Here is a 25250-nt window from a genome sequence, read left to right as displayed (position 1 = left end):
GCGAGGGAGCGGGCCGCGAAATCCGTACGGCCGTGACGGATTTCAGCCGATCGCCCGGGGCCTCCGCTGCCGGGCCGCGGGCAACGTGCGCTGATAGGTGACCTCGGGTCGGTCCGTGCGGTCGATGAGCCGCGTACGCCGGTCAACGTCCCCGCGGTCGACCGGCCTCGTCTTGCCGGGCGCCATCAGGAACGACGTGAGCTGTAGCGACGGCAGGTGCTCCGGCCGGCAGGCCAGCGCAATGTCCGCCGCGCCGTCGACGATCAGCCGCAGCGCCTCGATGTGGTCCGCCGGGTCGACGACCGCGACTAGGTCCAGGCCGAGCCGCTCGATGTCGTCGAGAGCACGGCTCAGCAGCAGCGCGGCGATCTCGCCGCTGCGGGGGACGACCAGCACGACGCGGGCGCCGGGCTCGGGCTGCCGCTGCGGCCGGCGGCCGGTGTCGCTCATCGCGCACCGCCCTCGAGCAGCTCGGCAGCGTCGAGGATCTCCAGGGCGAGGGTGTGGGCCTGCTCGGCGGTCGTGATGAGGCCCGGCAGCACGGAGACGGAAGGCTCGTGCCATTCGCCCGTCTCCAGATCCTCGGTGGCCCCGATCTTCACCCGCGCCGACAGTTGGCGCGCGTGCGCCCGCGTACCTTCCAGGTCGACGTCGGTCGCGTGGTCGACGTCGCACCACTCGGGGCACGGCCGCGGCCCCCCGGCCAGCCGGCGGCGGCTGTGCACGTGCCTGAACAGGGCCTGACTGAAGACGGCGCGCCCGGACCGGCGGCGGCTCACCGGGCACCACCCGGTGCCGCGTAAAGGAAGTTGAAGATCGCCTGCTGCAACGCGACCAGGTCGCCGCCCGACCTGACCTCGGGATAGCCGGCGTTGGCGAGAACCTGGCCAATCGTGAAGATCAAGCCGAGGGTGAAGCGGCGGTCGTCGTCGGGCGGGTCGAGCGGGTAGACCCGCTCCTGGGCAGGGTTGGGTACGGTCATCTCGGGTCGCCTCCTGGGGCGATCAAGGGCCCGGCCGGTGTTGCGATCACCGCGTCCGGGCCCGCTCTAACGGGCGGGGATGTAGCAGACGATGTAGCGTGCGAGCCTCGTTCGGGCAGGTTCACGAACGGTCAACATGGGCCGTTAGCTGGGAAGACAGACGGTGGCGAACGACCGCGAACCCCCTGCACCGGATTCCGAGTCCGAAGGCCGCTGGTTCGAGTCCAGCCGGGGGCGCGACGTCAGGCCTTGAGCAGCGCCACCCGGCCGAAGTCGGCGGTGATGATGCGAGCGTCGGTGAAACCGGCCTCGACGCACTCGGCCACCAGTTCCTCGATGGGCCGGGCGAAAGGCACGCCCCGCGACTGCGCGATCATCCGGCGCATCGTGGACCCGGGACCCTCCGACGGCGGCTCGAGCTCCTGCACCAGCAGCAGACCGCCGGGGCGCAGGCTGCGCTTGATCATCGCGAGGGTGGCGGCGCGGGCCTGAGCGGGAAAGAACGGCTGTGCCCAGAACGCCACGTCATAGGAAACTTTCGCGACGAAGTCGCGCGCGTCCATGCAGCGGATGTCGATGCGGTCGTCCACGCCGAGGGCCTTGGCCCGGTCGGCGGCGACGGCGGCCACCTCCGGCACCAGCTCCAGCGTGGTCGCCCGCATGCCGGGCAGCATGGTCGCGGCGGTCAGCACGAAACCGCCGACGCCGCTGCCCACGTCGAGCAGCCTGCCCTCGCGCATCGCCTCCCACATCTCCGGCATCGGCTCGAAGAGCATCGTCACCACCGCGCGGGCGCCGGGACTGGGCTTGAACGCGAACGACCGCGCGACCACCACGGCCTCCTCAGCGGTCAGCGGCGCGGCGCCGGTGCGCACCACGTCCTCGACCTGCCGGGCCACGAGCCGGGCGTTCTCGATTTTCGCGCCGAGGTCGATGGGCGCTTCGTCGGCGATCGCCTCCGCTACGCCGGGCGCAACGCGGTAGCGTCCCGCATCGGCGACGACGAGCCCGTTCGCGATCAGGGCCGCGAGCACATCCCGTACGCGATCGGGGTCTTGATCGGCGAATTTCGCGACCGCCGCGAGATCCTGCGGCTCGGCGAGAAACTTGATCCAGCCTTGCGCGAAAGTGGCGTGGAAAAGGGCGAGCGCTTGCGCGCCGCGACCCCACTCGGCCAGCTGATCATCGATGCTCACGAGCCCATGGTGCCCGACAATCCGGATCATCCGCGGCGGGGGAGGCGCACGGCGAGCGATCTCACAATGGTGGATGGCATGGCATCTTCCACCTACGGCGGCGCGACCCATCCTCCCGCGACGGCCGGCACCCGTGGCGCGGCGCGACGACGCCCGCCGTGGCTGGTCATCCTCACCACCGGCCTGGTCCTCTGGGTGCTCACGGTCGCGATCACGTTCATCACCGAGAACGCCAACCTGATCCCGACCCTGGTTCTGCTCGGAAGTTTCCTGGTGCCGGTCACGTTCGTGGCGTGGGCCTACGAGCATCGTGACCAGGCCACGCCGGTCGAGCTGACGTTCAAGTGTTTCGTGGTCGGCGGCATCCTGGGCGTCCTCGGCGCGTCGGTGCTGGAGTCCTATCTGCTGCATCCGTCGTGGTGGATGTTCGTGGGCGTCGGCCTCATCGAGGAGGGCGTGAAACTTGCCGCGCTGTGGTTTCTGACCAGGCACGTGACCAGCCGCTCGGTCCGCAGCGGCGTCATTCTCGGCGCAACCGTCGGGTTCGGTTTCGCGGCGTTCGAGTCGGCCGGCTACGCGCTGAACGCCCTGCTCACCGTCCAGGGACTTTCGCTGCGTTCGCTCGTCGAGACGGAAATTCTCCGCGGTCTGCTCGCACCTTTCGGCCACGGTTTGTGGACCGCGATCCTCGGCGGCCTGCTCTTCGCGAGCGCTACCGCCGCCGGCCACCTGCGCCTGACCGGCAAGGTGATCCTCGGATACCTGGGCGTTTCCTTGCTGCACGCCCTCTGGGACTCGATGCACGGCATCGCGGTTCTGTTAACTTTCGTGCTCACGAGCACCGCCGGTCAGCAGAAACTTTTCGCGCTCGGCTGGATCCCCCGCCCGACCGACGAACAGGTCCAGCTGTTCACGCTGTTCTCGATCGGCGGCATGATCGTCATCACCTTGGTCGCGCTGCTCTGGCTCCGCTCCATCTGGCGCAGCGGCCACCATCGATCCGCATAAACGCCGATATCGTACGGGGTCAGGCGTACCCAACCGCAGATCCGGCGCCGGACGCCATATGAGGCGGTGGCGGGTCCGGCTCCGCGACCCGCCACCGGCCGGCAAAATGGCCGGCTCACGGCTCGGGGAGGCGGCGAGCGGTTGGTGCGTTCGGTGGTGGGTAGGGTGGCCGGGTGCAGCCGGGCGACGCGATCCTGCTCGCTCTCGGCGGGGTCGGGGCCGGGCTGACCGGTTCCATGGCCGGGCTCGCGTCGCTGGCCAGCTATCCGGCGCTGCTCGCCGTCGGCATCCCGCCTATCGCGGCCAACGTCACCAACACGGTGGCCCTGCTGTCGAACACGGTCGGCACCGCGGCCGGCGCCCGGCAGGAGTTGCGCGGTCACCGCAATCGGCTGGTGCGGCTCTCGGCGGTCGCGGCGGTGGGCGGGCTGGCCGGGGCGGTGTTGCTGCTGGCAACGCCGTCGGAGGCCTTCGAGCGGATCGTGCCGGTGCTGATCGCGCTCGGGGCGGCGCTGCTCCTGCTGCGGGACCCGTTGCGCCGGTGGGCCGGGCATCGTTCGATGTCGCCGCCTCTGCTGGGCGGTGCGGTCTTTCTGATCGGGGTGTACGGCGGCTATTTCGGGGCGGCCGCCGGCGTGCTCATGCTGGCGGTGCTCTCGGTGGCCGCGACCGAGCCGCTGCCGGTGACCAACGCGGTGAAGAGCATCGCCCTGGGCGCGTCCAACCTGGCCGCCGCGGTCATCTACGCCCTGGTGGCGCCGGTCCACTGGCCGGCGGCCGCGTTCCTCGCCGCGGGGTGCCTGCTCGGCAGCTGGCTGGGGCCGGCGCTGGTCCGCCGCACGCCGGAACGCCCGCTGCGCTTCGCGATCGCCGCGGCCGCGCTGGGCCTGGCCGGTTACCTGTGGTGGCGCGCCGGCAAATGAAGTCGCCGCCGGGCGGCAGGCGTGGCGGGCGCAAGCGCGGGCGGCGGCAGGTGCGGTTGCGCGCGCGGCGACACGAAGATGAGCGGCCCGCCGAGGCCGTCACCTCGGCGGGCCGTTGCGACCGCCGGTCAGTCGTTGACGCTCTCGACGACGGCGGCGGGGGTCTCACGGCGGGGGAGCCACAGCGCGATCACCGCCCCGGCGGCCACGATCGCGGCGCCGACCAGCACGGCCGGGCGCAAACCGTTGACGAAACTTTCGTGGGTGGCGTAGCTGCCGTACGAGCTGAAGATCGACGCCAGGGCGGCGACGCCGACCGCCACGCCCAGCTCGCGGATGGTGTTGTTGGCGCCGGATGCGACGCCTCGCTGCTGCTCGTTGACGCTGGCCAGCGCCATGGTGCTGATCGGCGCGAAAGTCAGGCCCATGCCAACGCCGGCCATCACGAAAGCGACCATCAGGTGGCTGTAGCCCACCGTCGCCGAGGTGGCCACGCCGATCCAGAGGATGGCGCCGGCGAGGAGCACCTGGCCGGCGAAGATCAGGTTTCGCTGGCCGATGCGGTCGCCGAACAGGCCGGCCAGCGGCGCGACCACCATCGGCGCCATCGTCCACGGCAGGGTGCGCAAGCCCGAGCCGAGCGGGCTGAGGCCCTGCACCACCTGGAAGAACTGCGCCAGCAGGAACACCGCGCCGAAGGTGCCGGCCGAGAACGTCAGCGTGACGATGTTGACGAGGCTGAAGCCGCGCGAACGGAACAGCGAAAGCGGCAGCATCGGCGTGCGGTTGCGGGCCTGCCACGCGATGAACGCCACGATGAGGACGCCGCCGCCGATCAGCATGGTGAGCACCCGGGCCGAGCTCCAGCCGCGGTCCGGTCCGTCGACGACTCCCCAGATGAGCAGCAGCATTCCGGCGGCGGAGAGCACCAGGCCGAGCGGGTCGAGCTTGCGGGCGCCGCCGCGGGACTCGTCGAGGACCGTCGCCGCGAGGACGATGGCGACGACGCCGACGGGAACGTTCAGCCAGAAGATCCAGTGCCAGTCGAGGCCCTCGACGACCGCGCCGCCGACGACCGGGCCGACCGCGACGCCGAGGCCGCTGATGCCACCCCAGATGCCGACCGCCGCCGTTCGCATCCGGTCGGGGACCGCCTGCGCCAGCAATGTCAACGCGAGTGGCGCGACCGCCGCGCCGCCCAGCCCCTGCACCGCGCGAGCGGCGGTGAGCTGCCAGGACTCGGTGGCCAGGCCGGCGGCGGCCGAGGCCAGCGTGAAGACCGTGATGCCGAACAGGAACATGCGGCGGCGGCCGATGCGGTCGCCGAGCGCGGCCGCCGTGAGCAGGAAGGCGGCGAAGGGCAGCGTGTACGCGTTGACGAACCACTGCAGGTCGGCCAGCGACGAGTTCAGGTCCTCGCGGATCACCGGCAGTGCGGTGCTCACCACCAGGTTGTCCAGCGTGACCATGAAGGTGGGAATGCCGACGGCGGCCAGGACGGCGGCGAGGGGTCGGCCGGCGCGGCGCCGCGAGGGCGGGGCCGGTCGTACGGCGGTGGTGGTCATGGGTTCGCTCCCCGAAGTTGTTATCCACTGATAACTTCGCTTGGCGACGTTAGTTAGTGACTGATAACTTGTCAACATGACCCGGACCCGTCTCACCGCGGAGGAGCGCCACGAGCAGCTCGTGACGGCCGCCGTGACCGCGTTCAGCCACGGCGGCTACGCGGGCACCACCACCGATCAAGTGGCTCGTCTGGCGGGCGTCTCCCAGCCGTACGTGATCAGAATCTTTCGCACGAAACAAGAGCTCTTCATCGCGGCGGTGAATCGCTCGGGCGCCCGGATCGAGGAGCGGTTCCGGCGGGCGGCGGCCGAGGAGCCCTCGCTGGCCAGCCTCGGCGAGGCCTACAACGACCTGCTCGCCGAGCGGGAGCTGATCACCCTGTTGCTGCACGGCTTCACCGCCAGCGCCGACCCGGCGATCGGCGACCCGGTGCGCGCCTGCTTCGGCCGGCTCTACGAGGTGGTGCGCGAGCTGACCGGGGCGAGCGCGGAGGAGGCCCGCGATTTCTTCGCGGTCGGCATGCTGCTGAACTGCCTGGGCGCCATGCGAGTGGTAGGCCCCGACCCGGTCGCGCGCACCCCGTGGATGAATGACCTGCTGAGCACGTTCGACGACAAGCACTGAGGGTATTTCGCTCCCATGAGCAGCAACGAGCCGACCGTTCAGGGCGCGAGCACCGACCAGCACATCACCGGCCGCGAGGAAGAGGAAACTTTCCTCACCGACGAGCCGCCGACCTCGAAAACCCCGGCCAGCGGCAGCAGCAACGCCGGCATCAACAAGCTGCACGCCAACCAGGAAGAGCCGGAGTCGCAGAAGCGGCGTTAGATGTTGTGCCGGGTGTAGGCGGGCTGCCGCCACCCGAGCATGGCCTCGGTCATCCGCACGGCGCCGACCGTGGCGGCCACGTCGTGGACCCGGACGATCCGGGCGCCGTGCACGACGCAGAAGACGACCGCGGCCAGGGTGCCGGCCAGCCGGTCCGGCTGCGCCGCGTCGAGGGTCTCGCCGATGAAGTCCTTGTTGCTGACCGCGGCCAGCATCGGGTACCCGACCGCCGCGATCTCGTCGAGGCGCCGGGTCAGCTCGAGCGAGTGCAGCGTGTTCTTGTTCAGGTCGTGGCCGGGATCGATGATGATCTGATCCGGTCGGACGCCGCGATCGAGCGCGAGTTTCACCCGATCGCGCAGGAACGCGGCGACCTCCGTGGTCACGTCGGCGTAATGCGGGCTGGGCCAGGGCGTTCGCGGCGGCGCGAGGCTGTGCGTGATCACCAGCTGCGCGTCGGTGCCCGCCACCGCGTCGGCCATCGCCGGATCGCGCAGGCCGGACGTGTCGTTGATGACGCCGGCGCCCGCCTTGATCACCTCGGCGGCGACCTCGGGCCGGAAAGTGTCGACGGAAACCACCGCCAGCTCGCGCGCCTTGACCACGACCGGCAGCACACGGTCGATCTCCTCGGCCGCGCTGACCTCCGGCCCCGGTGCGAACGGCACCCCGCCGATGTCGATCCAATCCGCGCCGGCCCCGGCCGCCTTCTCGACCGCCGACAGCGCGTGATCGAGCGCGAAAGTGCTGCCTTGGTCGTGGAACGAATCGGGCGTCCGGTTGACGATCGCCATCACCGCGACCTGCCGTGCGAAGTCGAATTCCCGCTTGCCGATCACCCGCACGCTGTGCTTTTCGCCCACGGTCGCCGAGGGTAACAGGACGCGGGTTTGACCCGATCCGGCCGGGGAATCGCGGTGGGAATGAGACTGGGATACAAACTCGCGGCCGAGGCCTTCGGGCCCAAGGAGCTCATCCGGCAGGCGGTCCGCGCCGAGGAGTGCGGCTTCGATTTCGTCGAGATGAGCGACCACTACCACCCGTGGCTCGACGTGCAGGGGCATTCGCCGTTCGCGTGGTCGGTGCTCGGCGCGATCGCCGCCAGGACCCAGCGCCTCGGCCTGGCGACGGGCGTGACCTGCCCGACCGTCCGCTACCACCCGGCGATCATCGCGCAGGCGGCGGCGACCCTGGCGATCATCTCCGATGATCGATTCACGCTGGGCGTCGGTTCCGGCGAGCGTCTCAACGAGCACGTGGTGGGTCAGGGATTTCCCGGCGTACGGGACCGGCACGCGCTCCTCGCCGAGGCGCTGGACATCATCAACCTGCTGTGGGAAGGCGGCTACCAGCACTACGACGGGGATTACCTGTCGCTGGAGGACGCCCGCGTTTTCGACCTGCCGGAGAAACTTCCCGCGATCGCTGTCGCGGCCGGCGGGAAGAAGGCCGCCGAGCTGGCCGCCACGCACGGGTCGGGACTGTTCGCCACCGAGCCCAACACCGGCCTCGTGGAAACTTTCGTTGCGGCCGGCGGCACCGGCCCGAAGTATGCCGAGATCGCCGTGGCGTGGGCGCCCGACGAGGAGGACGCCGTCCGGGCGGCGCACGAGACCAGTCGCTGGTCGGTCTTCGGCTGGAAGGTGATGTCGGAGCTGCCCAACCCCGCGAACTTCGAGGCCGCCTCCGAGCTGGTGCGGCCCGAGGACGTACGGGAGAAAATGGTGACCGGCCCGGACCCGCAGCCGTATCGCGAGGCGATCGAAACCTATCGCCAGGCCGGTTTCGACCACATCGCCCTGATGAACTGCGGCCCCGACCCCGACGGGTTTCTTGACTTCTGCGCGAAAGAACTGCGCTGATCAGTCGGCAAGTTTCGCGGTCGCGTCCCGGCCGGCGGCGGCCGCGCGCCGCAGAAAGTCGGTGATGACGGCCAGCTCCTCGGCGCTATAGCCGGCGCAGATCCCGTCCATCAGGTCGTTCATGCCGGCATACAGGCCGAGGACCTCGCCGCCCCGTTCCGGCGAGGTGCGCACGACCACGGCCCGCCGGTCGCCCGGGTCGCGGTCGCGGGTCACGAAACCCGCCTTCTCGAGCCGGTCGAGCACCCCGGTCATCGTCGCCGGATGCAGCCCGGCCAGCTTCGCGAGCGCTCCCGGGCCCAGCGCGCCGTGCTGGTTCAGCAGATTGAGGCAGTCGAAGTCGGCGTCGCGCAGGCCGAGCTTCGTCCCGACCTGGTGGTTGAGCATGGCCACCTGCAGCGACGCCTCGCGCAGCGCCTGCTTGACGCCGTTCGCGAGCCGCCGTTGCTCCCGAGGTGTTACGGAAGTCATACGGTATGAACCTCAAAAGGAGATGTTATGGTTTCCATATTAACTGACTGACCGTCGGCCAGGGGAGGACGTCATGCGGCTCACCATTGTCGCCGCCACCGGAGGAATCGGGCGGCATCTGCTGCGACAGGCGATCGAGGCGGGCCACGACGTGACCGCCATCGCCCGCAGCCCCGAGAAGATCACCGACCCGGTCCGTACCGTCTTCGCGGATCTCGCCGCGCCCGACGTGCCCGACCTGGCCGAAGCCCTCAAGGACTCGGATGCGATCGTCTCCGGCCTCGGCGCCCGCACAAGTTTCGAGGCCGGGGTGGCGTGGCGAGGCACGAAAGCCCTCGCCGAAGCCGCGAAAGTTGCCGGCGTGCGCCGCCTGATCGTGGTCAGCGCGGCCCCGATCGGCACGGTTCCGTCGCCCGGCGTTCCGCATCCGCCGCGGCACGACCCCGGCGACGGTTTCTTCATGCGCTACCTCGGAGCGCCCTTCGCGAAGCGAATGTTTCGCACGCACTACGACGACCTGGCCCGCATGGAGGACGTGGTCCGCGCGAGCGACCGCGACTGGACCATCAGCCGTCCGCCCAAGCTCACCGACGGCCCGCTGACCGGCCGATACCGTACGGCGCTCGACCGCAACGTCCGCGGCGGTTTCTCGATCTCCCGTGCCGACGTCGCCCACCACATGCTGGCCTGCGTGACCATGCCTTCGACCATCGGCCACACGGTCGGCGTGGCCCGATAGAACCAGCTCAGTAGAGCACGGCCAACACCGTCGACGGCTGGCCGGACCAGGCCGCGACCAGCGACAACGGCCCGTCGGCGGGCTCCGCCGACAGCACCCGGCGCACGTCGAGACGGGCGGCCTCGGTCACCACCACGGCCGGGTCCCCGTCCTCGACGCGCACGAGCCGCCCGGCCGGCGCCGAGTCGGCCGCCATGCCGGTGCCGCGGACGGTCATCGACGAATCGCGCCGCTGCGGCCCGTCGGGCGTGTCGAGCAGCTCCTCCGCCTGGCCGGCGCCCGTGCGGATCGCCGTGGTCAGCGCCTCGATGTAGACGGGGTCGCCGACCGCGTCGTACACCCAGCGTTCGCCGAGCACCGAGTGCTCCAGCGTCCCCACCAGGAAGAACTCGCCGTCCTCGAGCGGCGCGCCCCGGTACGTCATCGGCACGTGGACCAGCGGCCCGTCCTCGCCCGACCGGACCACGATCATCTCCACCCCGACCTCGCCCGCCGGGTCGTCGAACCGGCAGGCCGCGACCCGCTGCAGGCCCGGGGCCTTGTCGGCGGGATACCAGTGGCGGCCGGGCAGCCAGGCCTCCAGCAACTCGAGCTTCGTCGGGGTGAGCGTGGCCTGGTGGATTGTCGCCATGGCCTCGGACTCTAGGCGATCCCAAGCGATCTTCCGGGGGCGGCCCGGCCGTGTTCCGGCGCACATCGCCTGGTCGTCGCCCGCCGGCAAGCCGTCCGCAATGGAGCGGCTTCGTGAATTCTTCCGTTCGTGAGTCGAGATCGACGAACCCCTGACGTAGTCTTGCCCACCAGGACGGGGAGGGTGGTGCCGCCGATGCCGCACGCGCCGGTGCTCGGCGATCTGGCCACCCCGGTGACGGTGATCGACGCGGACACCGGCGTCGGGGAGATCGAGGCGATGATCCGCGCCGACCCCGAGAGCCTGGGCCTGGTGGCGATCGACCACGAAATTCCGTACGTGCTGGATCGCTCTTATCTGGAAAATGTCCTCGCCGGGCGGCTCGGCTATGGCCGGGCGCTGCTGTTCCGCCGGCCGGCGCGAGCCATCCTGCGCGGGCCCGCTCTCGTGCTGCCCGCCGCCACCGCCTGGGACGACGCCGCCCGCGCGGTGCTGAACAGGCCGAGCGGCACCAAGGCGACGCCGGTCGTGGTCCGCTACGACGACGGCCGGCTCGGCATCGCCCCGGTCGGGCCGCTGGTCGAGCACCTGAGCCGCCGCTACGAGAGCCTCGCCCAGCAGGACATCCTCACCGGTCTCGGCAACCGGCGCCGTCTCACCGAGGCCGCGGGCGCGGTGCTGTCCCGCGACGACCGGCCGGTCGCGCTCATGCTGATCGACCTCGACCGGTTCAAGGAGATCAACGACGAGCTCGGCCACACCCGCGGCGACGAGCTGTTGCGGCAGGTCGCCGGCGTGCTCGACGCGGCGAGCCAGGCCGAGGGCGCCACCGTCTACCGGCTCGGCGACGACGAGTTCGTGTTGTTGCTCGACGATCTGGCCGACGATTCCGGCGAATGTCTCGAGAAACTCGGCCGCCGGTTGCTGCACGACATTCAGGGGCCGTTCACGGTCGGCGGCGTCCCGATCACCGTGGAGGCGTCGCTCGGCATCGCCCGCACCCACCCCGGCCGCCGCGAGCTCGGTGACCTGCTCGCCGGCGCGGACACCGCGATGTACGCCGCGAAAAGGCACCGCACCGCTGTCGAGCTGTGGCGGCCCGAGCTGGCCGCCGAGTCCAGCACCGACCTGCGCCTGCAGGCCGAGCTGCGCGCCGCCATCGACCAGGGGCAGCTGGTGCTGCATTACCAGCCGCTGGTCGACGCGCGCACCGGGACGACCACGTCCCTCGAGGCGCTGGTGCGCTGGGACCATCCCCGGCACGGGCTGCTCACCCCGGCAACTTTCCTGCCCGAGGCGGAACGTTCCGAGGTCATCACCGCGCTCACCGATCGGATCCTGACCGACGCCGTACGCCAGACCGCCAGCTGGCACCGCGCCGGCTGGCGTGTCCCGGTCGCCGTGAACCTGCCCGCCCCGGTCCTGGCCCAGGACCGCATCGTCGGCGTCATCGCGGGCCTGCTCGCCGAGTACGACCTGCCTGCCGCGTCCCTGAAGGTCGAGATCACGGAGAGCGCCGTGATGACCCGCCCCGAGCGCAGCGCCGACCGGCTCCGCGCGATCCGAGAGCTGGGAGTACGCATCGCGATGGACGATTTCGGCACCGGTTACACGTCGCTGGCCCTCCTCACGCAACTTCCCCTCGACGAGCTCAAACTGGACCGCGCTTTCGTGCACCGCATCCACGACCCGCGCGATCGCACGATCGTCGAGGCGGTGGCGGCGATGGCCAAGGGGTTGCGCCTGACCCTGGTGGCCGAGGGCGTCGAGGACCAGCAGACCGCCGACATCCTCCGCGACACCGGCTTCGACGTGCTGCAGGGCTACCACTTCGGCCGTCCCGCGCCGTCCCGCGAGACCGCGCCGAGGGCGGCGTGATGCGCATCCTGGTCACCAACGACGACGGCATCGCGTCCCCCGGCCTGGAAGCGCTCGCCTCGGCCGCCCGATCCGCCGGGCACGACGTGGTGGTGGCGGCGCCCGCGACCGAATACAGCGGCATGAGCGCGTCGCTGGCCGCGGTGACCACCGAGGGCCGGGTCGTCATCGAGAAAACCTCCATCGGGTACGCGGTGGCGGCCGCCCCCGCTTTCATCGCCGTCATCGCCGTTCTGGGCGCCTTCGGGCCGCCGCCCGACCTGGTCCTGTCGGGCATCAACCCGGGCGCGAACGCGGGCCGGGCGGTGCTGCACTCGGGCACGGTGGGCGCTGCCTTGACGGCGGCCGCCCGGGGCTGCCACGCGATGGCGGTCTCGCTGGACTACCTGGCCGCCCAGGGGGAGACCCTGCACTGGGAAACGGCCGCCGTGATCGCCCGGGACCTGCTGGATCGCGCGGCGGCGGCGCCGGCGGGGACGGCCCTCAACCTGAACGTGCCCAACCTGCCGTCGGTCACCTCGCTGCGGGAGGCGAGGCTGGCCGCGTTCGGTCAGGTCCAGATCCAGATCCTCGAGTCCGGGGAAGGTTTCGTTCGCACGGATTTCCTGAGGACGAGGGAAAGTCCCGTGCCCGGCACCGACCTGGCGCTGCTGGCCGAGGGCCACGCCACGCTGACGGTGTTGCGGCCGCCGTCCGAGGTCGTCGACCAGGCGATCCCGCACCAGCGCCGGCCGGCAGCTCCTCGGGAGAGTCGCCCTCATGAGGGCGACTCAGCCGACTAGTTCCTTGGCCCAGTCGACGGCGACGCGGGGCGGCGTGCCGGTGCCGGCGTAGAGCGCGTCGATCAACAGCCAGATCCGATCGGCGGTGACGGGTGGGGCGCCCAGCTCGGCGACCAAGTCGTCCACCTGCCGGCGGGTGTCCCGCAGGTAGTCCCGGGCGACCCGGGCCGGCTCGTCCTCGTCGCCGGGAAACTCGGTGAGATAGTTCCGGAAAGCGCAGCCCCGGAAATCGTCGCGCCCGACCCAGGCGGCCACCTCGCCGACCAGCGCGACGAGTCCCTCGGCCGCGTCCGATTCCGCCAGGGCCTTCGTGGTCGCCTTGTCGCGCTCGGCGCGCACGGCCCTCAGGTAGGCCGCCGTCAGGGCCGCCTTGCTGGGGAAATGCCGGTAGAGCATGTTCTTGCCGCAGCCGGCCGCCGCGATCACCTCGGCCATGCCGACCGCCCGGACGCCGTTGACGTAGAACAGCTGCGTCGCCGCCCGCAGGATGCGCTCACGCCCCGCCGGATCTTCCGCTCGTGCCACGAGTGACAAGTCTAACGGACCGATCGGTCCGTCGAGCGCCTAGCATCGGACCGATCGGTCCGTCAATTGCCGAGGAGGCAGGTCATGCGAGACGCCGTCATCGTCGACGCCGTGCGTACCCCGATCGCCAAGGGGAAGCCGAACGGCGCTTACCACGACATCCACCCCGTCACGCTGCACGCGCACGTCCTGCAAGCCCTGATCGACCGCAACCCCGGCCTCGATCCAGCCGAGATCGACGACGTCATCGGCGGCACCGTCGGCCAGGTCGGCGAGCAGAGCCTCAACAACACCCGCCTCGCCGCGCTGGCGGCCGGCTTCCCCGAGTCGGTGCCCGGGGTCACCGTCGACCGGCAGTGCGGCAGCAGCCAGCAGGCCCTCAGCTTCGCGGCGCAGGGCGTCGTCGCCGGGGCGTACGACATCGTGATCGCCTCCGGTGTGGAGTCGATGTCCCGCGTCCCGATCGGCTCCTCCGCGTCCGTGAACGGCAGCCGTGCCGACGTCGGCGGCCCGGACATCGCGCGCCGCTACGGCGGTGGCCTGATCCCGCAGGGGATCAGCGCCGAGCTGATCGCCCGGCAGTGGAAACTTTCGCGCGCCCAGCTCGACGAGTTCTCCGCGACGAGCCACCAGCGGGCCGCCGACGCGTGGAAGAACGGGCACTTCGACGCGCAAGTTTCCCCGATCAACGACCTCGGTGTCGACGAAACTGTCCGGCCCGGGACGACCCCCGAGATCCTCGGCGGGCTGCGGACCTCCTTCGAGGACGCTCGGTTCGAGGAGCGGTTCGGGCCGATCGAGTGGAAAGTTTCGGCCGGCAATTCCAGCCCGGTCAACGACGGCTCGGCCGCCCTGCTCATCACGACCAGTGAGATCGCCCGCCGGAACGGATGGCGACCGCGCGCCCGGGTCCACACGGCAACCGTGGTCGGCGACGACCCGATCCTCATGCTCACCGGCATCATCCCGGCGACCGGCAAGGTCCTGCGCCGGGCCGGTCTGCGCCTGGCGGACATCGACGCCTTCGAGGTCAACGAGGCCTTCGCCTCGGTCGTGCTGGCTTGGCAGGCCGAGACCGGCGCCGACCCCGCCAAGGTCAACGTCGACGGCGGCGCGATCGCGATCGGTCACCCGCTCGGCGCGAGTGGGGCGCGACTGGCCACGACCCTACTGTCCGTACTGGAGCGCACCGGCGGTCGTTACGGACTGCAGACCATGTGCGAGGCCGGCGGCACCGCCAACGCGACAATCCTCGAGCGCCTGGACGGGTAAGAGTCGCGCGGTTGAGAGAGACTGGCGAGCATGTGTGCCGCGAAAATGACGGAATATCCGAGCCTGCTCGCCCGCACTCAGCGCTTCCGGCTCGGCCGGCCGCAGCGCGTCACCCTCACCCCGGACGGCAGACGGGTCCTCTTCCTGCGTTCGCGCGGCGCCGAGGACCCGGTCCGCTGCCTGTGGCAACTCGACCTGGAGACCGGGGCGGAGCGCCTGCTCGCCGACCCGCTCACGCTCGGCGCGGGTGAGACCGCGCCTTCGGCGCAGGAGCGGGCCAGGCGGGAGAGAGCACGCGATCAGGGTTCCGGCGTCGTCGCCTACAACTTCGATCAGACCGTACGGCTCATCGCGTGCACTATCGGCGAAGAGCTGCACCTGGTCGGCATGCGCACCGGCACGGTCACCCAGCTGGCGGCGCGTGGCCCGCTCACCGACGCGACGATCAGTCCCGACGGCGCCCACGTCGCGTACGTGCACGACGGCGAGTTGCGCCTGATCGGCACCGACGGCGACGACGACCGTCCCCTGGCCACTCCCGAAGGACCCGACGTGACGTACGGGCTGGCCGAGCACGTCGCGGCCGAGTCGATGGAGCGCCACCGCGGCCACTGGTGGTCCCCGGAGGGCGACCGGCTCGCGGTGGCCCGGGTCGACAACTCGCCGGTCCGTGTCTGGTATCTGAGCGATCCCACCGAGCCCTCGGCCCCGCCGACCGCCCAGCGCTACCCGGCCGCGGGCACCGACAACGCGATCGTCGACCTGTGGATCTTCTCGGTGGACGGCCGTAAGACGCGGGTGGACTTCGGCTGGGGCGAATACGAATATCTGGTCGACGTGGTGTGGGACGCGCACGGCCTGATGGCGGTGCTCCAGAACCGCGCGCAGACGGTGTTGCGGACCGTTGCCATCTCGCCGGAGACCGGTGAGGCACGAATCCTGGCCGAGACGCACGACCCGGCCTGGACCCAGATCGTGCCCGGCGTGCCCGTGCGCACCGGCTCGGGCGCGCTGGTCGCCACCGGCGACATCGACGAGACCCGCCATCTGACGGTGGACGGCACGCCGGTGACACCGCCCGGGCTTCAGGTGTACGAGGTGCACGGCGTCGACGGCGAGACGGTGCTGTTCGCGGCCACCGACGAGCCGACCGAGCGCCACCTGTGGACGTGGTCGGCGGCCGACGGCCTGATCCGGGTCACGTCGGCGAGGGGATGCCATTCCGGGATCCGTACGGCGGGCACGACCGCGATCCTCGGCGCCACGCTGGACGGACACGCGGTGACCGTCGGCGCGCGGACGGTCAAGGATTTCTCGGCCGCTTCCCCCGTCGTACCCGAGGTGAATTTCTTGAAGGCCGGTGAGCTCGAGTTGCGGACGGCCGTGCTCCTGCCCGCCGGATGGCGGGGTGAGACGCTGCCGGTGCTGATGGATCCCTACGGCGGCGCGGCCATGCAGCGGGTCATCGCCGACCGCGACTATTACTACGCGTCGCAGTGGTTCGCCGACCAGGGTTTCGCGGTGATCGTGGCGGACGGGCGCGGCACGCCCGGTCGCGGGCCGCGCTGGGAGCGGACCATCCACGGCGACCGCTCGACGTTCCTGCTCGAGGACCAGGTCGCGGCACTGCACGCCGCCGCCGCGCAATTTCCGCTGGACCTTTCGCGGGTCGCGATCCGCGGCTGGTCGGCCGGCGGCTACCTCGCGGCGATGGCGGTGCTGCGACGGCCGGAAACTTTCCATTGCGCCGTCGCCGGGGCGCCGGTCACCGACATGTGGCTCTACGACACGCACTGGCAGGAAAGGTTTCTCGGCGACCCGCGGCACGACCCGGCGCCGTACGAGAACAGCTCGCTGCTCCGCGACGCGCCGAACCTTTCGCGGCCGCTGATGCTGATCCACGGTCTACGGGATGACAACGTCTACCCGGCGCACACGCTGCGGCTGTCCGCGGCGCTGCTTGCCGCCCGCAAGCCGCACACCGTGCTGCCGTTGCCCGGCGGCAGCCACATGCCGCCCGGCGTCGACCTGCTCACCCCCGAGCTGATCTTCATCCGGGAGGCGCTCGGCATCGCCTGAACGGCTCGGACCGCACCCTCTCCACAGTGGATTCATAGGTTTGACAAAACGGTCTAGCGTCTCGGCACATGCGCGTGCTTCTCGTCACCGGCAGCGGCGGTGTGCTGCTGGACCTGCTCGCGCTGCGCCCGTGGTGGGAGCGGTACGACACGTCGTGGGTGGCCGTGGCGGCGGCGGACACCACGAGCGCGCTGGCCGGCCAGCCGGTGACGTGGGTGCCCGCGCCGGCCGGGCTGTGGCGCGCGTTCCGGATTCTCCGCCGGCAGCGCCCGCATCTGGTGGTGTCCTCCAGCCCGCGGATCGCGCTGCCGTTCTTCCTGATCGCCCGGCTTTCGCGGGTGCCGGCGCTCTGGATCGGGAAACCTTCGTCCCGGGTCGCCCGCCTCGCCCGGGAAACTTTCGCGGGCGAGCTGTACTGATGGCCCGCCTGCTGGTCACCGTCGGGATGGGATCGTTCCCGTTCAACCGGCTGGTCGCCGCGGTGGCGCCGTTGTGCGCCTACCACGACGTCTTCGTGCAGACCGGGACGTCGTCGGTGGCGCCGCCGTGCCCGCACGCCCGCTATGTGCCGCTCGACGAGATGCGCGAACGGCTCGCCGAGGCCGACATCGTCATCACCCACGCCGGCCCCGGCACGGTCCGCCTGGTGCAGCGCCTCGGCGGGGTGCCGGTCGTGGTCGCCCGCCGGCGCGCGCTGGGCGAGACCCGAACGTCCCACCAGGAAGACTTTCTGCGCGCCTCGGAACCGGCCGGGCGGCTCCGCGCGGTCTGGGACGTGGCGTCGCTGCCCGACGTGGTTGCGTCGCACGGCGAAGCGGCGGCCCAGCTGGTGGAGAGCCGCCCGCTCCCACCGGTGCTCGCGCCGGAGGAGCTGATCGCCGCGCTCGACGAGATCGCCGGCCGCCTCTGCGGCCGGCCCCTGCCGTGATGCCGGCCTGGGTCAGTCGAAGGTCACGGCAAGTCTCGTGATCCCGCCCGGGCCGCGCCCGATCGTCAGCGTGCCGGTGCCGCCCTTGCTCCAGGCGAAGTGGACGATCTCGGTGTCGCCGTCGAGGTCGAGGCTCCGGATCTCCATGGTGTCGGTCGGCGGGTTGGCCTCGTAGGCGGCGGCGATGGCTTCGCGGCCCACGAAGGGCCCGACCGGCACGCCGTCGAAGCTCATCACGGCTTCCGGATCGAGGGTCGTCAGGAACTCGGCCCAGTCGCCGCTGCGCACGGCGGCATTGAATCGCTGGATGTGCTCCTGCGCCGTCATGCCCTGAACCTAGCCGTTCACACGGCCAGGGCGGCGGGCCGGGCTTGGAGGTCGACCACCCGGTCCACCCGGTCGAGGCCCTCGGTGCGGTGGGTGAGCAGCAGGACTGTCCGGCCGGCTGTCGCGTCGAGGAGGTCGGCCATCAGCGTCTCGGCGAGGTCGACGTCGAGTCCCTCGGTCGGCTCGTCGAGGATCAGCAGCTCCGGCTCGGCGAGCAACGCCCGCGCGGTGGCCAGGCGGCGCGCCTGCCCGCCCGACATGGTCGTGCCGCCGGTGCCGAGCCAGGTGTCCAGGCCTTCGGCGAGCGAGGCCAGCCAGCCGTCCAGCCGCACGCGGCGTAGCACGGCCCGCAACTCGTCGTCGGTGGCGTCCGGCCGGGCCAGGCGCAGATTCTCCCGGACGGTGGAGGCGAAGACGTGCCCGGTCTCGTCGCCGACCAGCACGATCCGGCCGCGCACGTCCTCCTCCGGGAACGCCAGGAGGTCCCGCCCGCCGGCGGTGATGGTCCCCGAGCGTGGATCGAGCAGTCGCGCGAGGACGGCACCGAGGGTGGACTTGCCCGACCCGGAGCGTCCGACGACCGCGACCCGGGCACCCGCTGGGAGGTCGAGGTCGAAGTCTCGCAGTACGGGCTGCCGCTCGCGGTCCCATCCCGCGCTCAGGCCGCGAATGGCCACCTCGCCCAACGCGGCGGTGGAATGGCCCGGCTGCGCCGGGAACGTCGCGGGTTCGGGGGAGGTCGTCAGCTCGGCCAGGCGCGTGGCGGCACCCGCATCGCGACGGCGGGCCACAGCGGCGTCCGGGAGGGTCAGGACAGTCTCGCCCAGAGCGACGACGGCCAGGAGCACCACGGCGGTCCACTCGGGGGAGAGGGCGGCCGCGTGGGTGAGGGCCCATGCGGTTCCCGTCGCGGCGATGCCCCAGCCGAGGTGGGCGATCGCGGTGGCGCGGCCGGCGGCGCTCGCGGCGCGGGACTCCAGGCGGAACAGGGCCCGGCTCCGCTCCTCCGGGACGGGGCTGCCGGCGGTCAGCTCCTCGATGCCGTCGACGGTCTCGACCATGGCGTCGCGGAGCTGGGCCCGGGCGGTGGCGGTGATCGCGTCCTCGCGCGTGGCCCGGCGCGCGGCGACCGCGGGGGCGATCACGGTGGACACGAGCAGGCCGGCGACCAGCGGGATCGCGATCGAGGGGGCGGTGGCGACGGCGGCCACCGTCGCCACCGCCAGGGTGACGGCCGCGGTGAGGGCGGGCAGGCGCCCTCGGAGCAGGCCGTCGACCCGCGCGTCCACGTCGTCGGCGACCCGGGTCAGCAGGTCGCCGCGGCGGCGCAGGCGCGGGCCGGGCACTCGGGGGATCAGGGCGGCGTAGACGCGGGCCCGACGCTCCCCGAGGCGGGCGAACGCGACGTCGTGGCCGACCAGGCGTTCCACGTAGCGCAGCAGTGGCCTGGCGACCGCGCTGCCCCGCACGAGCACGACTGCCGCGGAGAGCGTCAGCACCGGCGGTAGCGTCGCGGCTCGGACCAGAAGCCAGGCCGCAGCCCCGGTGAGCAGCAGCCCGGCGAGCGAGGATCCGCTGCCCAACATCACCGCCACTGGCCACGAAAGAGCACGCCTACGCCTCGGGCGCGAAAGGATGGCGGGGGCCGACGCACCGGCGGGAGGGTGAGCGGCCGTCAAGGGCGCGGCGGCGACGGAGAGGTCGGCGGGGGTGATCGTCGCAGCGGTGTGGCCGGGCGCGGCCGACTGGGCCGGGGCAGCGAGGCCGGGCGCGGGGGCGATCGCCGGGGCGGTGTGGCCGGGCGCGGGGGTGATCGCCGGGGCGGTGAGGTCGACGACGCGGTCGGCGGCGGCCAGGAGTGCCGGGCGGTGGGCCACCACCAGGATGGCGGAGCCGGCCTCGGCGGCCTCGCGGAGGCGGCCTATCACCAAGCGCTCGGTGTCGGCGTCCAGGTGGGCGGTGGGCTCGTCGAGGAGGAGGGTCGCGGGGGCGGCGCTCGCCTTCGCCAGCACGGCGGCCAGGGCCAGGCGGTGTCGCTGGCCGGCGGACACGCCGGTGCCGTGCTCGCCCAGAGGAGTTTCGGGAGTCACGTCGCCGGCTAGGCCGACCGTCGCCAGGGCGGCCTCGGCGGAGCCGGTGGGGAACAGGTCGGCGACCAGGCGGGCGTGCGGAAGGGCGGGTCGCTGCGGCAGATAGAGGGGATCGGGCGCGGTGAACTCGCCCGCCGTGGCGGGGTGCAGGCCGGCCAGGACGCGCAGGGCGGTGGTCTTGCCCGCGCCGGACGGGCCGCGCAGGGCGACGATCTCGCCGGGGGCGACCCTCAAGGCGGGCAGGGAGAGAGCTTCGACGGTCGCGCCCAGATAGCGGGCTCGCACCGCGGAGGCGGTCACGCCGACTCGGCGCTCCCCAGCGGACTCGCCGGTGGAGGGAGGCCCGGCCACAGCGGCATGGAAGCCGGGGGCCTCGGGGAAGGCGGGGGCGCTGAGGATCTCGTCCACGTCGGAGATCACGGCGGTGGCGTCCGTAGCGGCGTGATAGCGGGCGGCCATCTCGCGCAGGGGGCGGTAGGCCTCGGGAGCCAGGAGGATCACCAGCAGGGCCGGGGCCAGGGAGACGTCGCCGGCGGCCACGCGGAGGCCGGCCTCCACCGCGATCAGGCCTACGGACAGGGTGCCGACGAGGTCCAGGGCGGTGGACGACAGGAAGGCCACGCGCAGGACCCGCAGGGTCGCGGAGCGGTGCTTGTCGGTCAGGTCGGCGATCGCGGTGGTCTGGCGGTGGGCGCGGCCGAAGATTCGCAGGGTGGGCAGGCCCTGGACCACGTCGAGGAAGTGGCCGGCCAGGCGGGCGTCGGCCCGCCAGCGGTCGCGGGCCCGGGCCGCGGTGGCCCAGCCGATCAGGGCGCCCAGCAGGGGGATCAGCGGGAGGGTGGCCAGGGCGATCAGCGCCGAAGGCAGGTCTACCCAGGCCATCACGAGGATGACCAGCGGTGGGAGGGTCACGCCGAGGATGACCGACGGGAAGTACGCGCTGAACCACGGGCGCAGCGACGCCAGGCCGGTGGTCAGGACGGCGGTGAGGCGGCCGCGGCCGAAAGCGGCCACCCAGGCGGGGCCGCGGCGGGGGAGGGCGCGCAGCAGGCGGCGGCGCAGGGAGTCGGTGACCCGGGCGGCGGTGCGGACGGCCACGACCTGCTCGGCCCAGGAGACAAGGGCCCGCGCCACGTAGGCGGCGGCCAGCAGCGCGGGCGCCCACCAGCGCGGAGAGGCGACCAGCAGGGTGAGGGCGACCGCTACGACCAGTGTGGACAGGGCCTGGGCGGCGCCGAGCACGGCCAGAACGACGACCCCGCCGCCGGCGTGCCGCAGCAGCCGAGGGTCGACCGGGCCGCGGCGGCGGACTGCGGCCGGGCCGCGAAGAGCGCGGCGGCGGGCGGTGGCCGGGCCGTCGTAGACGTTGCTGTGGGCGGCGGGTGGGGTGGCGCCGGCGGGGGTCATGACGGGACCCTTTCGCTGGCTACGCGGCGGCGGAAGACGAAGTACGAGTACGCCTGGTAGGCCAGCACGCCGGGCAGGATGATGACGCCGAACACCGTGAGCAGGCTCAACGCCGATGGGGTGGCGGCGGCCGCGGACATGGTCAGGGACCAGGAACCGTCGAGGGTGCTCGGCAGGACGACGTGGCCGTTCGCGGTCATGACGGCCACTACGGCGCCGGCCACGCCCGCCGCGGTGGCGGCGAAGGCCAGGGCCTCGCGGCCGTGCCGTGCCAGCAGGCCGGCGGCCAGCGAAAGAACCGCGGCGGCGAGGACGGTGCGCGACGCCGTACCGAAACCTATGAGCACAAACGCGACGGCGCCGCCGGTGCCCAGCCACCGGGCCAGGTCGCGTGCCCGGCGGCGGACGGGACCGCTGGTGCGCAGGGCCAGGAAAGTTGCGCCCAACAGCAGCGCGGCGAACAGGGCGGCGCCGGCGCCCAGGAGGGATTGCCAGGTCAGGATGGGGTCGAGGCTGCGGCTCAGGCCGGAGCCGGTCACCGAGCCGTCGGGGCCGAGGGCGAGGCCGCGGACGAAGACGGCAAGCAGCGCGCCCCACAGCAGGACGATCGCGGCGGAGCTCGCGGTCAGGAAAATGTCGCAGCGGCGGCGCCAGCGTTCGCCGTCGCCCTTTCCGCGAAACTCGAGCGCTACTCCGCGCACGGCCAGGAGCAGCAGCAATGCCGCGACCGGCAGGTAGAGACCGGAAAGGAGCGCGGCATACCAGGCCGGAAAGGCGGCGAACGTGACGCCGATCGCGGCGACCAGCCACACCTCGTTGCCGTCCCAGAACGGGCCGATCGTGCGCACGATCGCGCCGCGCTCGTGGTCGTCGCGGCCGAGCAGCGGGCCGAGGACACCGACGCCGAAGTCGAAGCCCTCGAGGACGAAGAACAGGACCCAGGCGAGCACCACGATCGAGAACCAGAAGGTGATCACGATCAACAACCCCTCAGTAGACGGGAGCGAGCTCAGGCGACTTTCCGGACGGTTCAGAAACGTGGAGCGGCTGCCGCGCCAGATGACGGATCAGGCGGAACCAGACGACGGCGACCACCCCGTAGATCACGGCGAAACCGATCAGCGAGGCGAGGACCTCGGCGCTGGTCAGGCCGGGGGAGATGCCGTCGGAAACTTTCGTGAGGCCGAACGCGATCCACGGCTGCCGGGCGGTCTCGGTGAAGATCCAGCCGAGCGTGTTCGCCGCCGCCGGCAGCAGCGGGATCAACGGCAGCCATCGGGTCAGCCAGCGGGGCGCGTCGCGGTTCTTTCGCGTACGCCACAGGTAGAACGCGGCGACGGCAGCGGCCAGCATGCCGGCGCCGATCATCAGGCGGAACGTCCAGAAGGCCACCGGGATCATCGGCACGTAGCTGCCCGGCCCGTACTGCGCGACATACTGCGCCTGCAGGTCGTCGATGCCCTGGACGGTCGCACCCGGCGAGCCCTTGGCGAGGATCGACAGCAGCCACGGGATGTCGAGGGTGAACGAGGGCAGCGGCTTGCCGGTGGTGATGATCGAGAACGGCGCGCCCTTGGTGGTCTCGTAGAGCGCCTCGGCCGCGGCCATTTTCATCGGCTGGACCTCGGTGATCACCTTGCCCAGGTGGTCGCCGGTCAGCGCGGTCGCCGCCCCGCCGGCCAGCATCACCCAGGCGCCCAGCCGGGCGAGCGTCCGGTGGGCCGGCTCGGCCGCCATCCGCCACACCGCGATCGCGAGCAGCAGCGCGCCCCCGATCATCGCCGCCCCGGCCAGGGTGTGCGGGAAGGCCGCCAGGTTCACCTTGTTCGTCAGCAGCTCGGCGAACGACGTAAGGCGCGCTCGCCCGGTGACCGGATCCATCTCGTACGCGATCGGGTTCTGCATGAAGCTGTTGGCGGCAAGGATGATGAACGCGGACAGGATCGTGCCCAGCGAGACGATCACGATCGTGGCCGCGTGCGCGACGCGGGGCAGCCGGTCCCAGCCGAAATACCAGAGCGCCAGGAAAGTCGCCTCGAGAAAGAACGCGAGCATCCCCTCGATGGCGAGCGTGGGCCCGAAGACGTCGCCGTAGAACTTGGCGAACGCGCTCCAGCCCATGCCGAACTGGAACTCCTGCACGAGGCCGGTCACGACGCCGACCGCGAACGTGACGATGAGAAGTTTCCCGACGAATTTCGTGAGATCGCGGAACTTGTCGTTCTTCGTGCGCAGCCAGGTGATCTCCAGGCCGGCCGCGATCGCCGCCAGGCTGATCGACATGGGCACGAAGAAGTAGTGGTAGATCGTCACGACCGCGAACTGCAGGCGCGTCAGGTCCAGCACGTCCATCGGATGGTCCCCCTCTACGACGGCTCGTAGTAGATACTACGACGTGTAGTACGACGCTGTGCAGTAGACTGGGACACATGGCGCTGGGAGACCTGGAACGCGAGGTCATGACGGTTCTGTGGGACGCCGCGGAACCGCTCACGGTGCGGCAGGTGCACGAGTCGCTCAGCCGCGACCGCGACCTCGCCTACACGACCGTGATGACCGTGCTCGACCGCCTGGCCAGAAAGGCAGTCGTGGTGCAGCAGAGAGCGGACCGCGCCTACCGGTACGCCCCGGCGCAGTCCCGCGAGGAGATGACGGCGTCGGTCATGCTCGACGCGCTCAGCGCCTCGCCCGATCAGGACGCCGCGCTGGCGTATTTCGTCGGGCAACTTTCGCCGGCGGCGCTGCAGGCCGCCATCGAAGCCGCCACCAAGAAGTGATGGAGAGCCACGGGATCGCCGGATGACCGCGCTGCTGCTCGGCGCGCTCGGGCTCACCCTGTCGCTGATCGTGCCCGGCCTGCTGGCGCGGGCCCGCTGGCCCGACCGGGCGCCCGCCGCCGCCGTGCTGCTGTGGCAGGCCGTCACCCTGGCCGCCGTGCTCTCGGCCCTCGGCGTCGTGCTCGCCGCGCCCGAGGAGCTGACCCGCGCCGCCGGCTCCGGAAAGCCGGTCACCGCCGCCGCGCTGATCGGCGCCCTGGCGGTGGCCGCGATCATCGTGCTGCGGCTGCTCGTCTCGCTGTGGGGAGTTTCGCGGCGCTCGCGGGCCCGCCGCGCGAAACACCGCCTGCTCGTCGACCTGCTCGACAAGGCCGAGCACCGCGAGGAATTGGACGCCGGAAACGTTCGCGTCCTCGCCGGAAACTTGCCGCTCGCGTATTGCGTGCCCGGCCGGGAGGCGCGGGTGGTGCTCAGCGACGGCGCGCTTCGCCTGCTCGACCGCGACCAGGTCGACGCCGTCCTCGCCCACGAGCAGACCCACCTGCGCCACCGGCACGAGGTGGTCATGGAGTCGTTCACGGCCTTCTATCGCGCCGTGCCGCGTCCCCTGCGCAGCCGGGCGCCGCTGGACGCCGTACACGTGCTGCTGGAGATGGTGGCCGACGACGCCGCCCGGAAACGCGCCGGCGCCGCGCCCCTGCGCGGCGCGCTCGAACGCCTGACCGACGCTGTCCCCCTGGCGGAGGAAGTCGTGCCCGAACGAAACTCGCAACGACGCCGGCTGGACCGCCTGGCGGCTCCGCAACGCCCCTCGGCGGCCCTCAACACGGTCGTCGCGGTCGTCGCGCTTGCCCTGCTGGTACTACCCACCGTGATCCTGGTCGTCCCGTGGCTCGACCGCGCGCTGGATGCCTGGCCTCTCTGACCACGCTGGGTAGCGAAAGCCGTGCAGGAAGTTTCCCCGTCGTGGCAACTTCAG

27 protein-coding genes and 1 tRNA gene are annotated in these 25250 nt (G+C 71.7%); 15 read left to right on the top strand and 13 right to left on the bottom strand.

What is annotated here, in order from left to right:
- Window positions 1-42: 42 nt before the first annotated feature.
- Genes ACQPZX_RS29345 through ACQPZX_RS29335 form a run of 3 tightly spaced genes read right to left on the bottom strand, consistent with a single transcriptional unit; the run spans window position 43 to window position 982 of the window.
- Window positions 43-450 carry a hypothetical protein gene (locus tag ACQPZX_RS29345; RefSeq protein WP_433361895.1) on the bottom strand — a complete coding sequence of 136 codons (408 nt, stop codon included), beginning with the start codon at window positions 448-450 and terminating at the stop codon, window positions 43-45.
- Window positions 447-779 carry a hypothetical protein gene (locus ACQPZX_RS29340; RefSeq protein ID WP_433361892.1) on the bottom strand — a complete coding sequence of 111 codons (333 nt, stop codon included), beginning with the start codon at window positions 777-779 and terminating at the stop codon, window positions 447-449. The genes ACQPZX_RS29345 and ACQPZX_RS29340 overlap by 4 nt, the downstream gene beginning before the upstream one ends.
- Window positions 776-982, bottom strand: a complete 207-nt coding sequence (locus ACQPZX_RS29335) for a hypothetical protein (RefSeq protein ID WP_433361889.1) — start codon at window positions 980-982, stop codon at window positions 776-778. The genes ACQPZX_RS29340 and ACQPZX_RS29335 overlap by 4 nt, the downstream gene beginning before the upstream one ends.
- Before the next feature lie 140 nt (window positions 983-1122).
- Between ACQPZX_RS29335 and ACQPZX_RS29330 the strand changes: the two genes are divergently transcribed.
- Window positions 1123-1219: transfer RNA gene (locus tag ACQPZX_RS29330), tRNA-Ser, on the top strand.
- Window positions 1220-1224: 5 nt separating this feature from the next.
- Here the strand turns inward: ACQPZX_RS29330 and ACQPZX_RS29325 are convergent.
- A complete protein-coding gene (locus tag ACQPZX_RS29325; protein ID WP_433361887.1) occupies window positions 1225-2178 on the bottom strand; it encodes an SAM-dependent methyltransferase in 954 nt (317 codons plus the stop codon).
- Window positions 2179-2256: 78 nt separating this feature from the next.
- On the opposite strand from ACQPZX_RS29325, the gene ACQPZX_RS29320 reads away from it, so the two are divergent.
- Together ACQPZX_RS29320 and ACQPZX_RS29315 are read left to right on the top strand one after the other, a co-directional pair.
- Window positions 2257-3186: a PrsW family intramembrane metalloprotease gene (locus ACQPZX_RS29320; protein ID WP_433361884.1), complete on the top strand. Its 930-nt coding sequence runs from the start codon at window positions 2257-2259 to the stop codon at window positions 3184-3186.
- 173 nt (window positions 3187-3359) lie between these two features.
- Window positions 3360-4109: a sulfite exporter TauE/SafE family protein gene (locus ACQPZX_RS29315; protein ID WP_433361881.1), complete on the top strand. Its 750-nt coding sequence runs from the start codon at window positions 3360-3362 to the stop codon at window positions 4107-4109.
- A 128-nt stretch (window positions 4110-4237) separates the two neighbouring features.
- Here ACQPZX_RS29315 and ACQPZX_RS29310 read toward each other — a convergent pair whose 3' ends face one another.
- Entirely contained in the window at window positions 4238-5674 is a 1437-nt protein-coding gene (locus ACQPZX_RS29310; protein WP_433361878.1) for a DHA2 family efflux MFS transporter permease subunit, read from the bottom strand.
- Window positions 5675-5750: 76 nt separating this feature from the next.
- Between ACQPZX_RS29310 and ACQPZX_RS29305 the strand changes: the two genes are divergently transcribed.
- Both ACQPZX_RS29305 and ACQPZX_RS29300 read left to right on the top strand, forming a co-directional pair.
- Window positions 5751-6299 carry a TetR/AcrR family transcriptional regulator gene (locus tag ACQPZX_RS29305; RefSeq protein WP_433361875.1) on the top strand — a complete coding sequence of 183 codons (549 nt, stop codon included), beginning with the start codon at window positions 5751-5753 and terminating at the stop codon, window positions 6297-6299.
- Between the two features lie 15 nt (window positions 6300-6314).
- The gene (locus tag ACQPZX_RS29300) at window positions 6315-6503 is read left to right on the top strand and encodes a hypothetical protein (RefSeq protein ID WP_433361872.1); all 189 of its coding nucleotides are present in this window, start codon (window positions 6315-6317) and stop codon (window positions 6501-6503) included.
- On the opposite strand, the gene folP is transcribed toward ACQPZX_RS29300, so the two are convergent.
- Window positions 6500-7297, bottom strand: coding sequence for a dihydropteroate synthase (folP, locus tag ACQPZX_RS29295; RefSeq protein WP_433385488.1), 798 nt, complete (start codon window positions 7295-7297; stop codon window positions 6500-6502). The genes ACQPZX_RS29300 and folP overlap by 4 nt on opposite strands.
- A gap of 129 nt (window positions 7298-7426) precedes the next feature.
- Between folP and ACQPZX_RS29290 the strand changes: the two genes are divergently transcribed.
- Entirely contained in the window at window positions 7427-8365 is a 939-nt protein-coding gene (locus ACQPZX_RS29290) for a TIGR03557 family F420-dependent LLM class oxidoreductase (RefSeq protein ID WP_433385485.1), read from the top strand.
- On the opposite strand, the gene ACQPZX_RS29285 is transcribed toward ACQPZX_RS29290, so the two are convergent.
- Entirely contained in the window at window positions 8366-8836 is a 471-nt protein-coding gene (locus ACQPZX_RS29285; protein WP_433361869.1) for a MarR family transcriptional regulator, read from the bottom strand. It lies immediately after the preceding gene.
- Window positions 8837-8909: 73 nt separating this feature from the next.
- On the opposite strand from ACQPZX_RS29285, the gene ACQPZX_RS29280 reads away from it, so the two are divergent.
- Complete coding sequence (locus ACQPZX_RS29280; protein WP_433361866.1) at window positions 8910-9575, top strand: NAD(P)-dependent oxidoreductase; 666 nt, start codon at window positions 8910-8912, stop codon at window positions 9573-9575.
- Window positions 9576-9582: 7 nt separating this feature from the next.
- Here ACQPZX_RS29280 and ACQPZX_RS29275 read toward each other — a convergent pair whose 3' ends face one another.
- Entirely contained in the window at window positions 9583-10206 is a 624-nt protein-coding gene (locus tag ACQPZX_RS29275; protein WP_433361863.1) for a CG0192-related protein, read from the bottom strand.
- 195 nt (window positions 10207-10401) lie between these two features.
- Here ACQPZX_RS29275 and ACQPZX_RS29270 point away from each other — a divergent pair, with 195 nt between their 5' ends.
- Both ACQPZX_RS29270 and surE read left to right on the top strand, forming a co-directional pair.
- The gene (locus ACQPZX_RS29270) at window positions 10402-12084 is read left to right on the top strand and encodes a putative bifunctional diguanylate cyclase/phosphodiesterase (RefSeq protein WP_433361860.1); all 1683 of its coding nucleotides are present in this window, start codon (window positions 10402-10404) and stop codon (window positions 12082-12084) included.
- Window positions 12084-12866 carry a 5'/3'-nucleotidase SurE gene (gene surE, locus ACQPZX_RS29265; protein ID WP_433361857.1) on the top strand — a complete coding sequence of 261 codons (783 nt, stop codon included), beginning with the start codon at window positions 12084-12086 and terminating at the stop codon, window positions 12864-12866. The genes ACQPZX_RS29270 and surE overlap by 1 nt, the downstream gene beginning before the upstream one ends.
- Here surE and ACQPZX_RS29260 read toward each other — a convergent pair.
- Window positions 12855-13391 (bottom strand): TetR/AcrR family transcriptional regulator, encoded by a 537-nt coding sequence (locus tag ACQPZX_RS29260; RefSeq protein WP_433361855.1) that lies wholly within the window; start codon window positions 13389-13391, stop codon window positions 12855-12857. The two genes, surE and ACQPZX_RS29260, sit on opposite strands and share 12 nt — an antisense overlap.
- Window positions 13392-13475: 84 nt before the next feature.
- Here ACQPZX_RS29260 and ACQPZX_RS29255 point away from each other — a divergent pair, with 84 nt between their 5' ends.
- The 4 genes from ACQPZX_RS29255 to ACQPZX_RS29240 all read left to right on the top strand — a co-directional run bounded on the left by ACQPZX_RS29255 (window position 13476) and on the right by ACQPZX_RS29240 (window position 17670).
- Window positions 13476-14663: a thiolase family protein gene (locus tag ACQPZX_RS29255; RefSeq protein ID WP_433361852.1), complete on the top strand. Its 1188-nt coding sequence runs from the start codon at window positions 13476-13478 to the stop codon at window positions 14661-14663.
- Window positions 14664-14708: 45 nt separating this feature from the next.
- Window positions 14709-16742 carry a prolyl oligopeptidase family serine peptidase gene (locus ACQPZX_RS29250; protein ID WP_433361850.1) on the top strand — a complete coding sequence of 678 codons (2034 nt, stop codon included), beginning with the start codon at window positions 14709-14711 and terminating at the stop codon, window positions 16740-16742.
- A gap of 68 nt (window positions 16743-16810) precedes the next feature.
- A complete protein-coding gene (locus ACQPZX_RS29245) occupies window positions 16811-17161 on the top strand; it encodes a hypothetical protein (protein WP_433361847.1) in 351 nt (116 codons plus the stop codon).
- Entirely contained in the window at window positions 17161-17670 is a 510-nt protein-coding gene (locus tag ACQPZX_RS29240; RefSeq protein ID WP_433361844.1) for a glycosyltransferase, read from the top strand. The genes ACQPZX_RS29245 and ACQPZX_RS29240 overlap by 1 nt, the downstream gene beginning before the upstream one ends.
- Window positions 17671-17682: 12 nt before the next feature.
- Here ACQPZX_RS29240 and ACQPZX_RS29235 read toward each other — a convergent pair whose 3' ends face one another.
- From ACQPZX_RS29235 to ACQPZX_RS29220, 4 genes are read right to left on the bottom strand one after another with little or no spacing between them, the layout of a single operon-like run.
- Window positions 17683-17997 (bottom strand): nuclear transport factor 2 family protein, encoded by a 315-nt coding sequence (locus tag ACQPZX_RS29235; RefSeq protein ID WP_433361841.1) that lies wholly within the window; start codon window positions 17995-17997, stop codon window positions 17683-17685.
- 17 nt (window positions 17998-18014) lie between these two features.
- Entirely contained in the window at window positions 18015-21494 is a 3480-nt protein-coding gene (gene cydC / locus ACQPZX_RS29230) for a thiol reductant ABC exporter subunit CydC (protein WP_433361838.1), read from the bottom strand.
- Window positions 21491-22471: a cytochrome d ubiquinol oxidase subunit II gene (gene cydB, locus ACQPZX_RS29225; RefSeq protein ID WP_433361835.1), complete on the bottom strand. Its 981-nt coding sequence runs from the start codon at window positions 22469-22471 to the stop codon at window positions 21491-21493. Before cydB ends, cydC begins: the two co-directional genes overlap by 4 nt.
- Window positions 22472-22484: 13 nt before the next feature.
- Entirely contained in the window at window positions 22485-23846 is a 1362-nt protein-coding gene (locus tag ACQPZX_RS29220; RefSeq protein ID WP_433361832.1) for a cytochrome ubiquinol oxidase subunit I, read from the bottom strand.
- 77 nt (window positions 23847-23923) lie between these two features.
- Here ACQPZX_RS29220 and ACQPZX_RS29215 point away from each other — a divergent pair, with 77 nt between their 5' ends.
- Together ACQPZX_RS29215 and ACQPZX_RS29210 are read left to right on the top strand one after the other, a co-directional pair.
- Window positions 23924-24271: a BlaI/MecI/CopY family transcriptional regulator gene (locus ACQPZX_RS29215; RefSeq protein WP_433361829.1), complete on the top strand. Its 348-nt coding sequence runs from the start codon at window positions 23924-23926 to the stop codon at window positions 24269-24271.
- Between the two features lie 22 nt (window positions 24272-24293).
- A complete protein-coding gene (locus ACQPZX_RS29210; RefSeq protein WP_433361826.1) occupies window positions 24294-25196 on the top strand; it encodes a M56 family metallopeptidase in 903 nt (300 codons plus the stop codon).
- Window positions 25197-25250 lie beyond the last annotated feature (54 nt).

The sequence above is a fragment of the Actinoplanes sp. CA-142083 genome, from assembly GCF_050942195.1.
Classification (GTDB): Bacteria; Actinomycetota; Actinomycetes; order Mycobacteriales; family Micromonosporaceae; genus Actinoplanes.
Note: the sequence above shows the minus strand (reverse complement) of the source record. Positions and strands in the feature narration are given on the sequence as shown.

Bases quoted from the DNA above. Each gene is read 5' to 3' on its own strand.
- ACQPZX_RS29345 (WP_433361895.1), bottom strand. From the start codon at position 450: ATGAGCGACACCGGCCGCCGGCCGCAGCGGCAGCCCGAGCCCGGCGCC.
- ACQPZX_RS29335 (WP_433361889.1), bottom strand. From the start codon at position 982: ATGACCGTACCCAACCCTGCCCAGGAGCGGGTCTACCCGCTCGACCCG.
- ACQPZX_RS29320 (WP_433361884.1), top strand. From the start codon at position 2,257: ATGGCATCTTCCACCTACGGCGGCGCGACCCATCCTCCCGCGACGGCC.
- ACQPZX_RS29310 (WP_433361878.1), bottom strand. From the start codon at position 5,674: ATGACCACCACCGCCGTACGACCGGCCCCGCCCTCGCGGCGCCGCGCC.
- ACQPZX_RS29305 (WP_433361875.1), top strand. From the start codon at position 5,751: ATGACCCGGACCCGTCTCACCGCGGAGGAGCGCCACGAGCAGCTCGTG.
- ACQPZX_RS29300 (WP_433361872.1), top strand. From the start codon at position 6,315: ATGAGCAGCAACGAGCCGACCGTTCAGGGCGCGAGCACCGACCAGCAC.
- folP (WP_433385488.1), bottom strand. From the start codon at position 7,297: ATGGCGATCGTCAACCGGACGCCCGATTCGTTCCACGACCAAGGCAGC.
- ACQPZX_RS29290 (WP_433385485.1), top strand. From the start codon at position 7,427: ATGAGACTGGGATACAAACTCGCGGCCGAGGCCTTCGGGCCCAAGGAG.
- ACQPZX_RS29285 (WP_433361869.1), bottom strand. From the start codon at position 8,836: ATGACTTCCGTAACACCTCGGGAGCAACGGCGGCTCGCGAACGGCGTC.
- ACQPZX_RS29280 (WP_433361866.1), top strand. From the start codon at position 8,910: ATGCGGCTCACCATTGTCGCCGCCACCGGAGGAATCGGGCGGCATCTG.
- ACQPZX_RS29275 (WP_433361863.1), bottom strand. From the start codon at position 10,206: ATGGCGACAATCCACCAGGCCACGCTCACCCCGACGAAGCTCGAGTTG.
- ACQPZX_RS29270 (WP_433361860.1), top strand. From the start codon at position 10,402: ATGCCGCACGCGCCGGTGCTCGGCGATCTGGCCACCCCGGTGACGGTG.
- surE (WP_433361857.1), top strand. From the start codon at position 12,084: ATGCGCATCCTGGTCACCAACGACGACGGCATCGCGTCCCCCGGCCTG.
- ACQPZX_RS29255 (WP_433361852.1), top strand. From the start codon at position 13,476: ATGCGAGACGCCGTCATCGTCGACGCCGTGCGTACCCCGATCGCCAAG.
- ACQPZX_RS29250 (WP_433361850.1), top strand. From the start codon at position 14,709: ATGACGGAATATCCGAGCCTGCTCGCCCGCACTCAGCGCTTCCGGCTC.
- ACQPZX_RS29245 (WP_433361847.1), top strand. From the start codon at position 16,811: ATGCGCGTGCTTCTCGTCACCGGCAGCGGCGGTGTGCTGCTGGACCTG.
- ACQPZX_RS29240 (WP_433361844.1), top strand. From the start codon at position 17,161: ATGGCCCGCCTGCTGGTCACCGTCGGGATGGGATCGTTCCCGTTCAAC.
- ACQPZX_RS29235 (WP_433361841.1), bottom strand. From the start codon at position 17,997: ATGACGGCGCAGGAGCACATCCAGCGATTCAATGCCGCCGTGCGCAGC.
- cydC (WP_433361838.1), bottom strand. From the start codon at position 21,494: ATGACCCCCGCCGGCGCCACCCCACCCGCCGCCCACAGCAACGTCTAC.
- ACQPZX_RS29220 (WP_433361832.1), bottom strand. From the start codon at position 23,846: ATGGACGTGCTGGACCTGACGCGCCTGCAGTTCGCGGTCGTGACGATC.
- ACQPZX_RS29215 (WP_433361829.1), top strand. From the start codon at position 23,924: ATGGCGCTGGGAGACCTGGAACGCGAGGTCATGACGGTTCTGTGGGAC.
- ACQPZX_RS29210 (WP_433361826.1), top strand. From the start codon at position 24,294: ATGACCGCGCTGCTGCTCGGCGCGCTCGGGCTCACCCTGTCGCTGATC.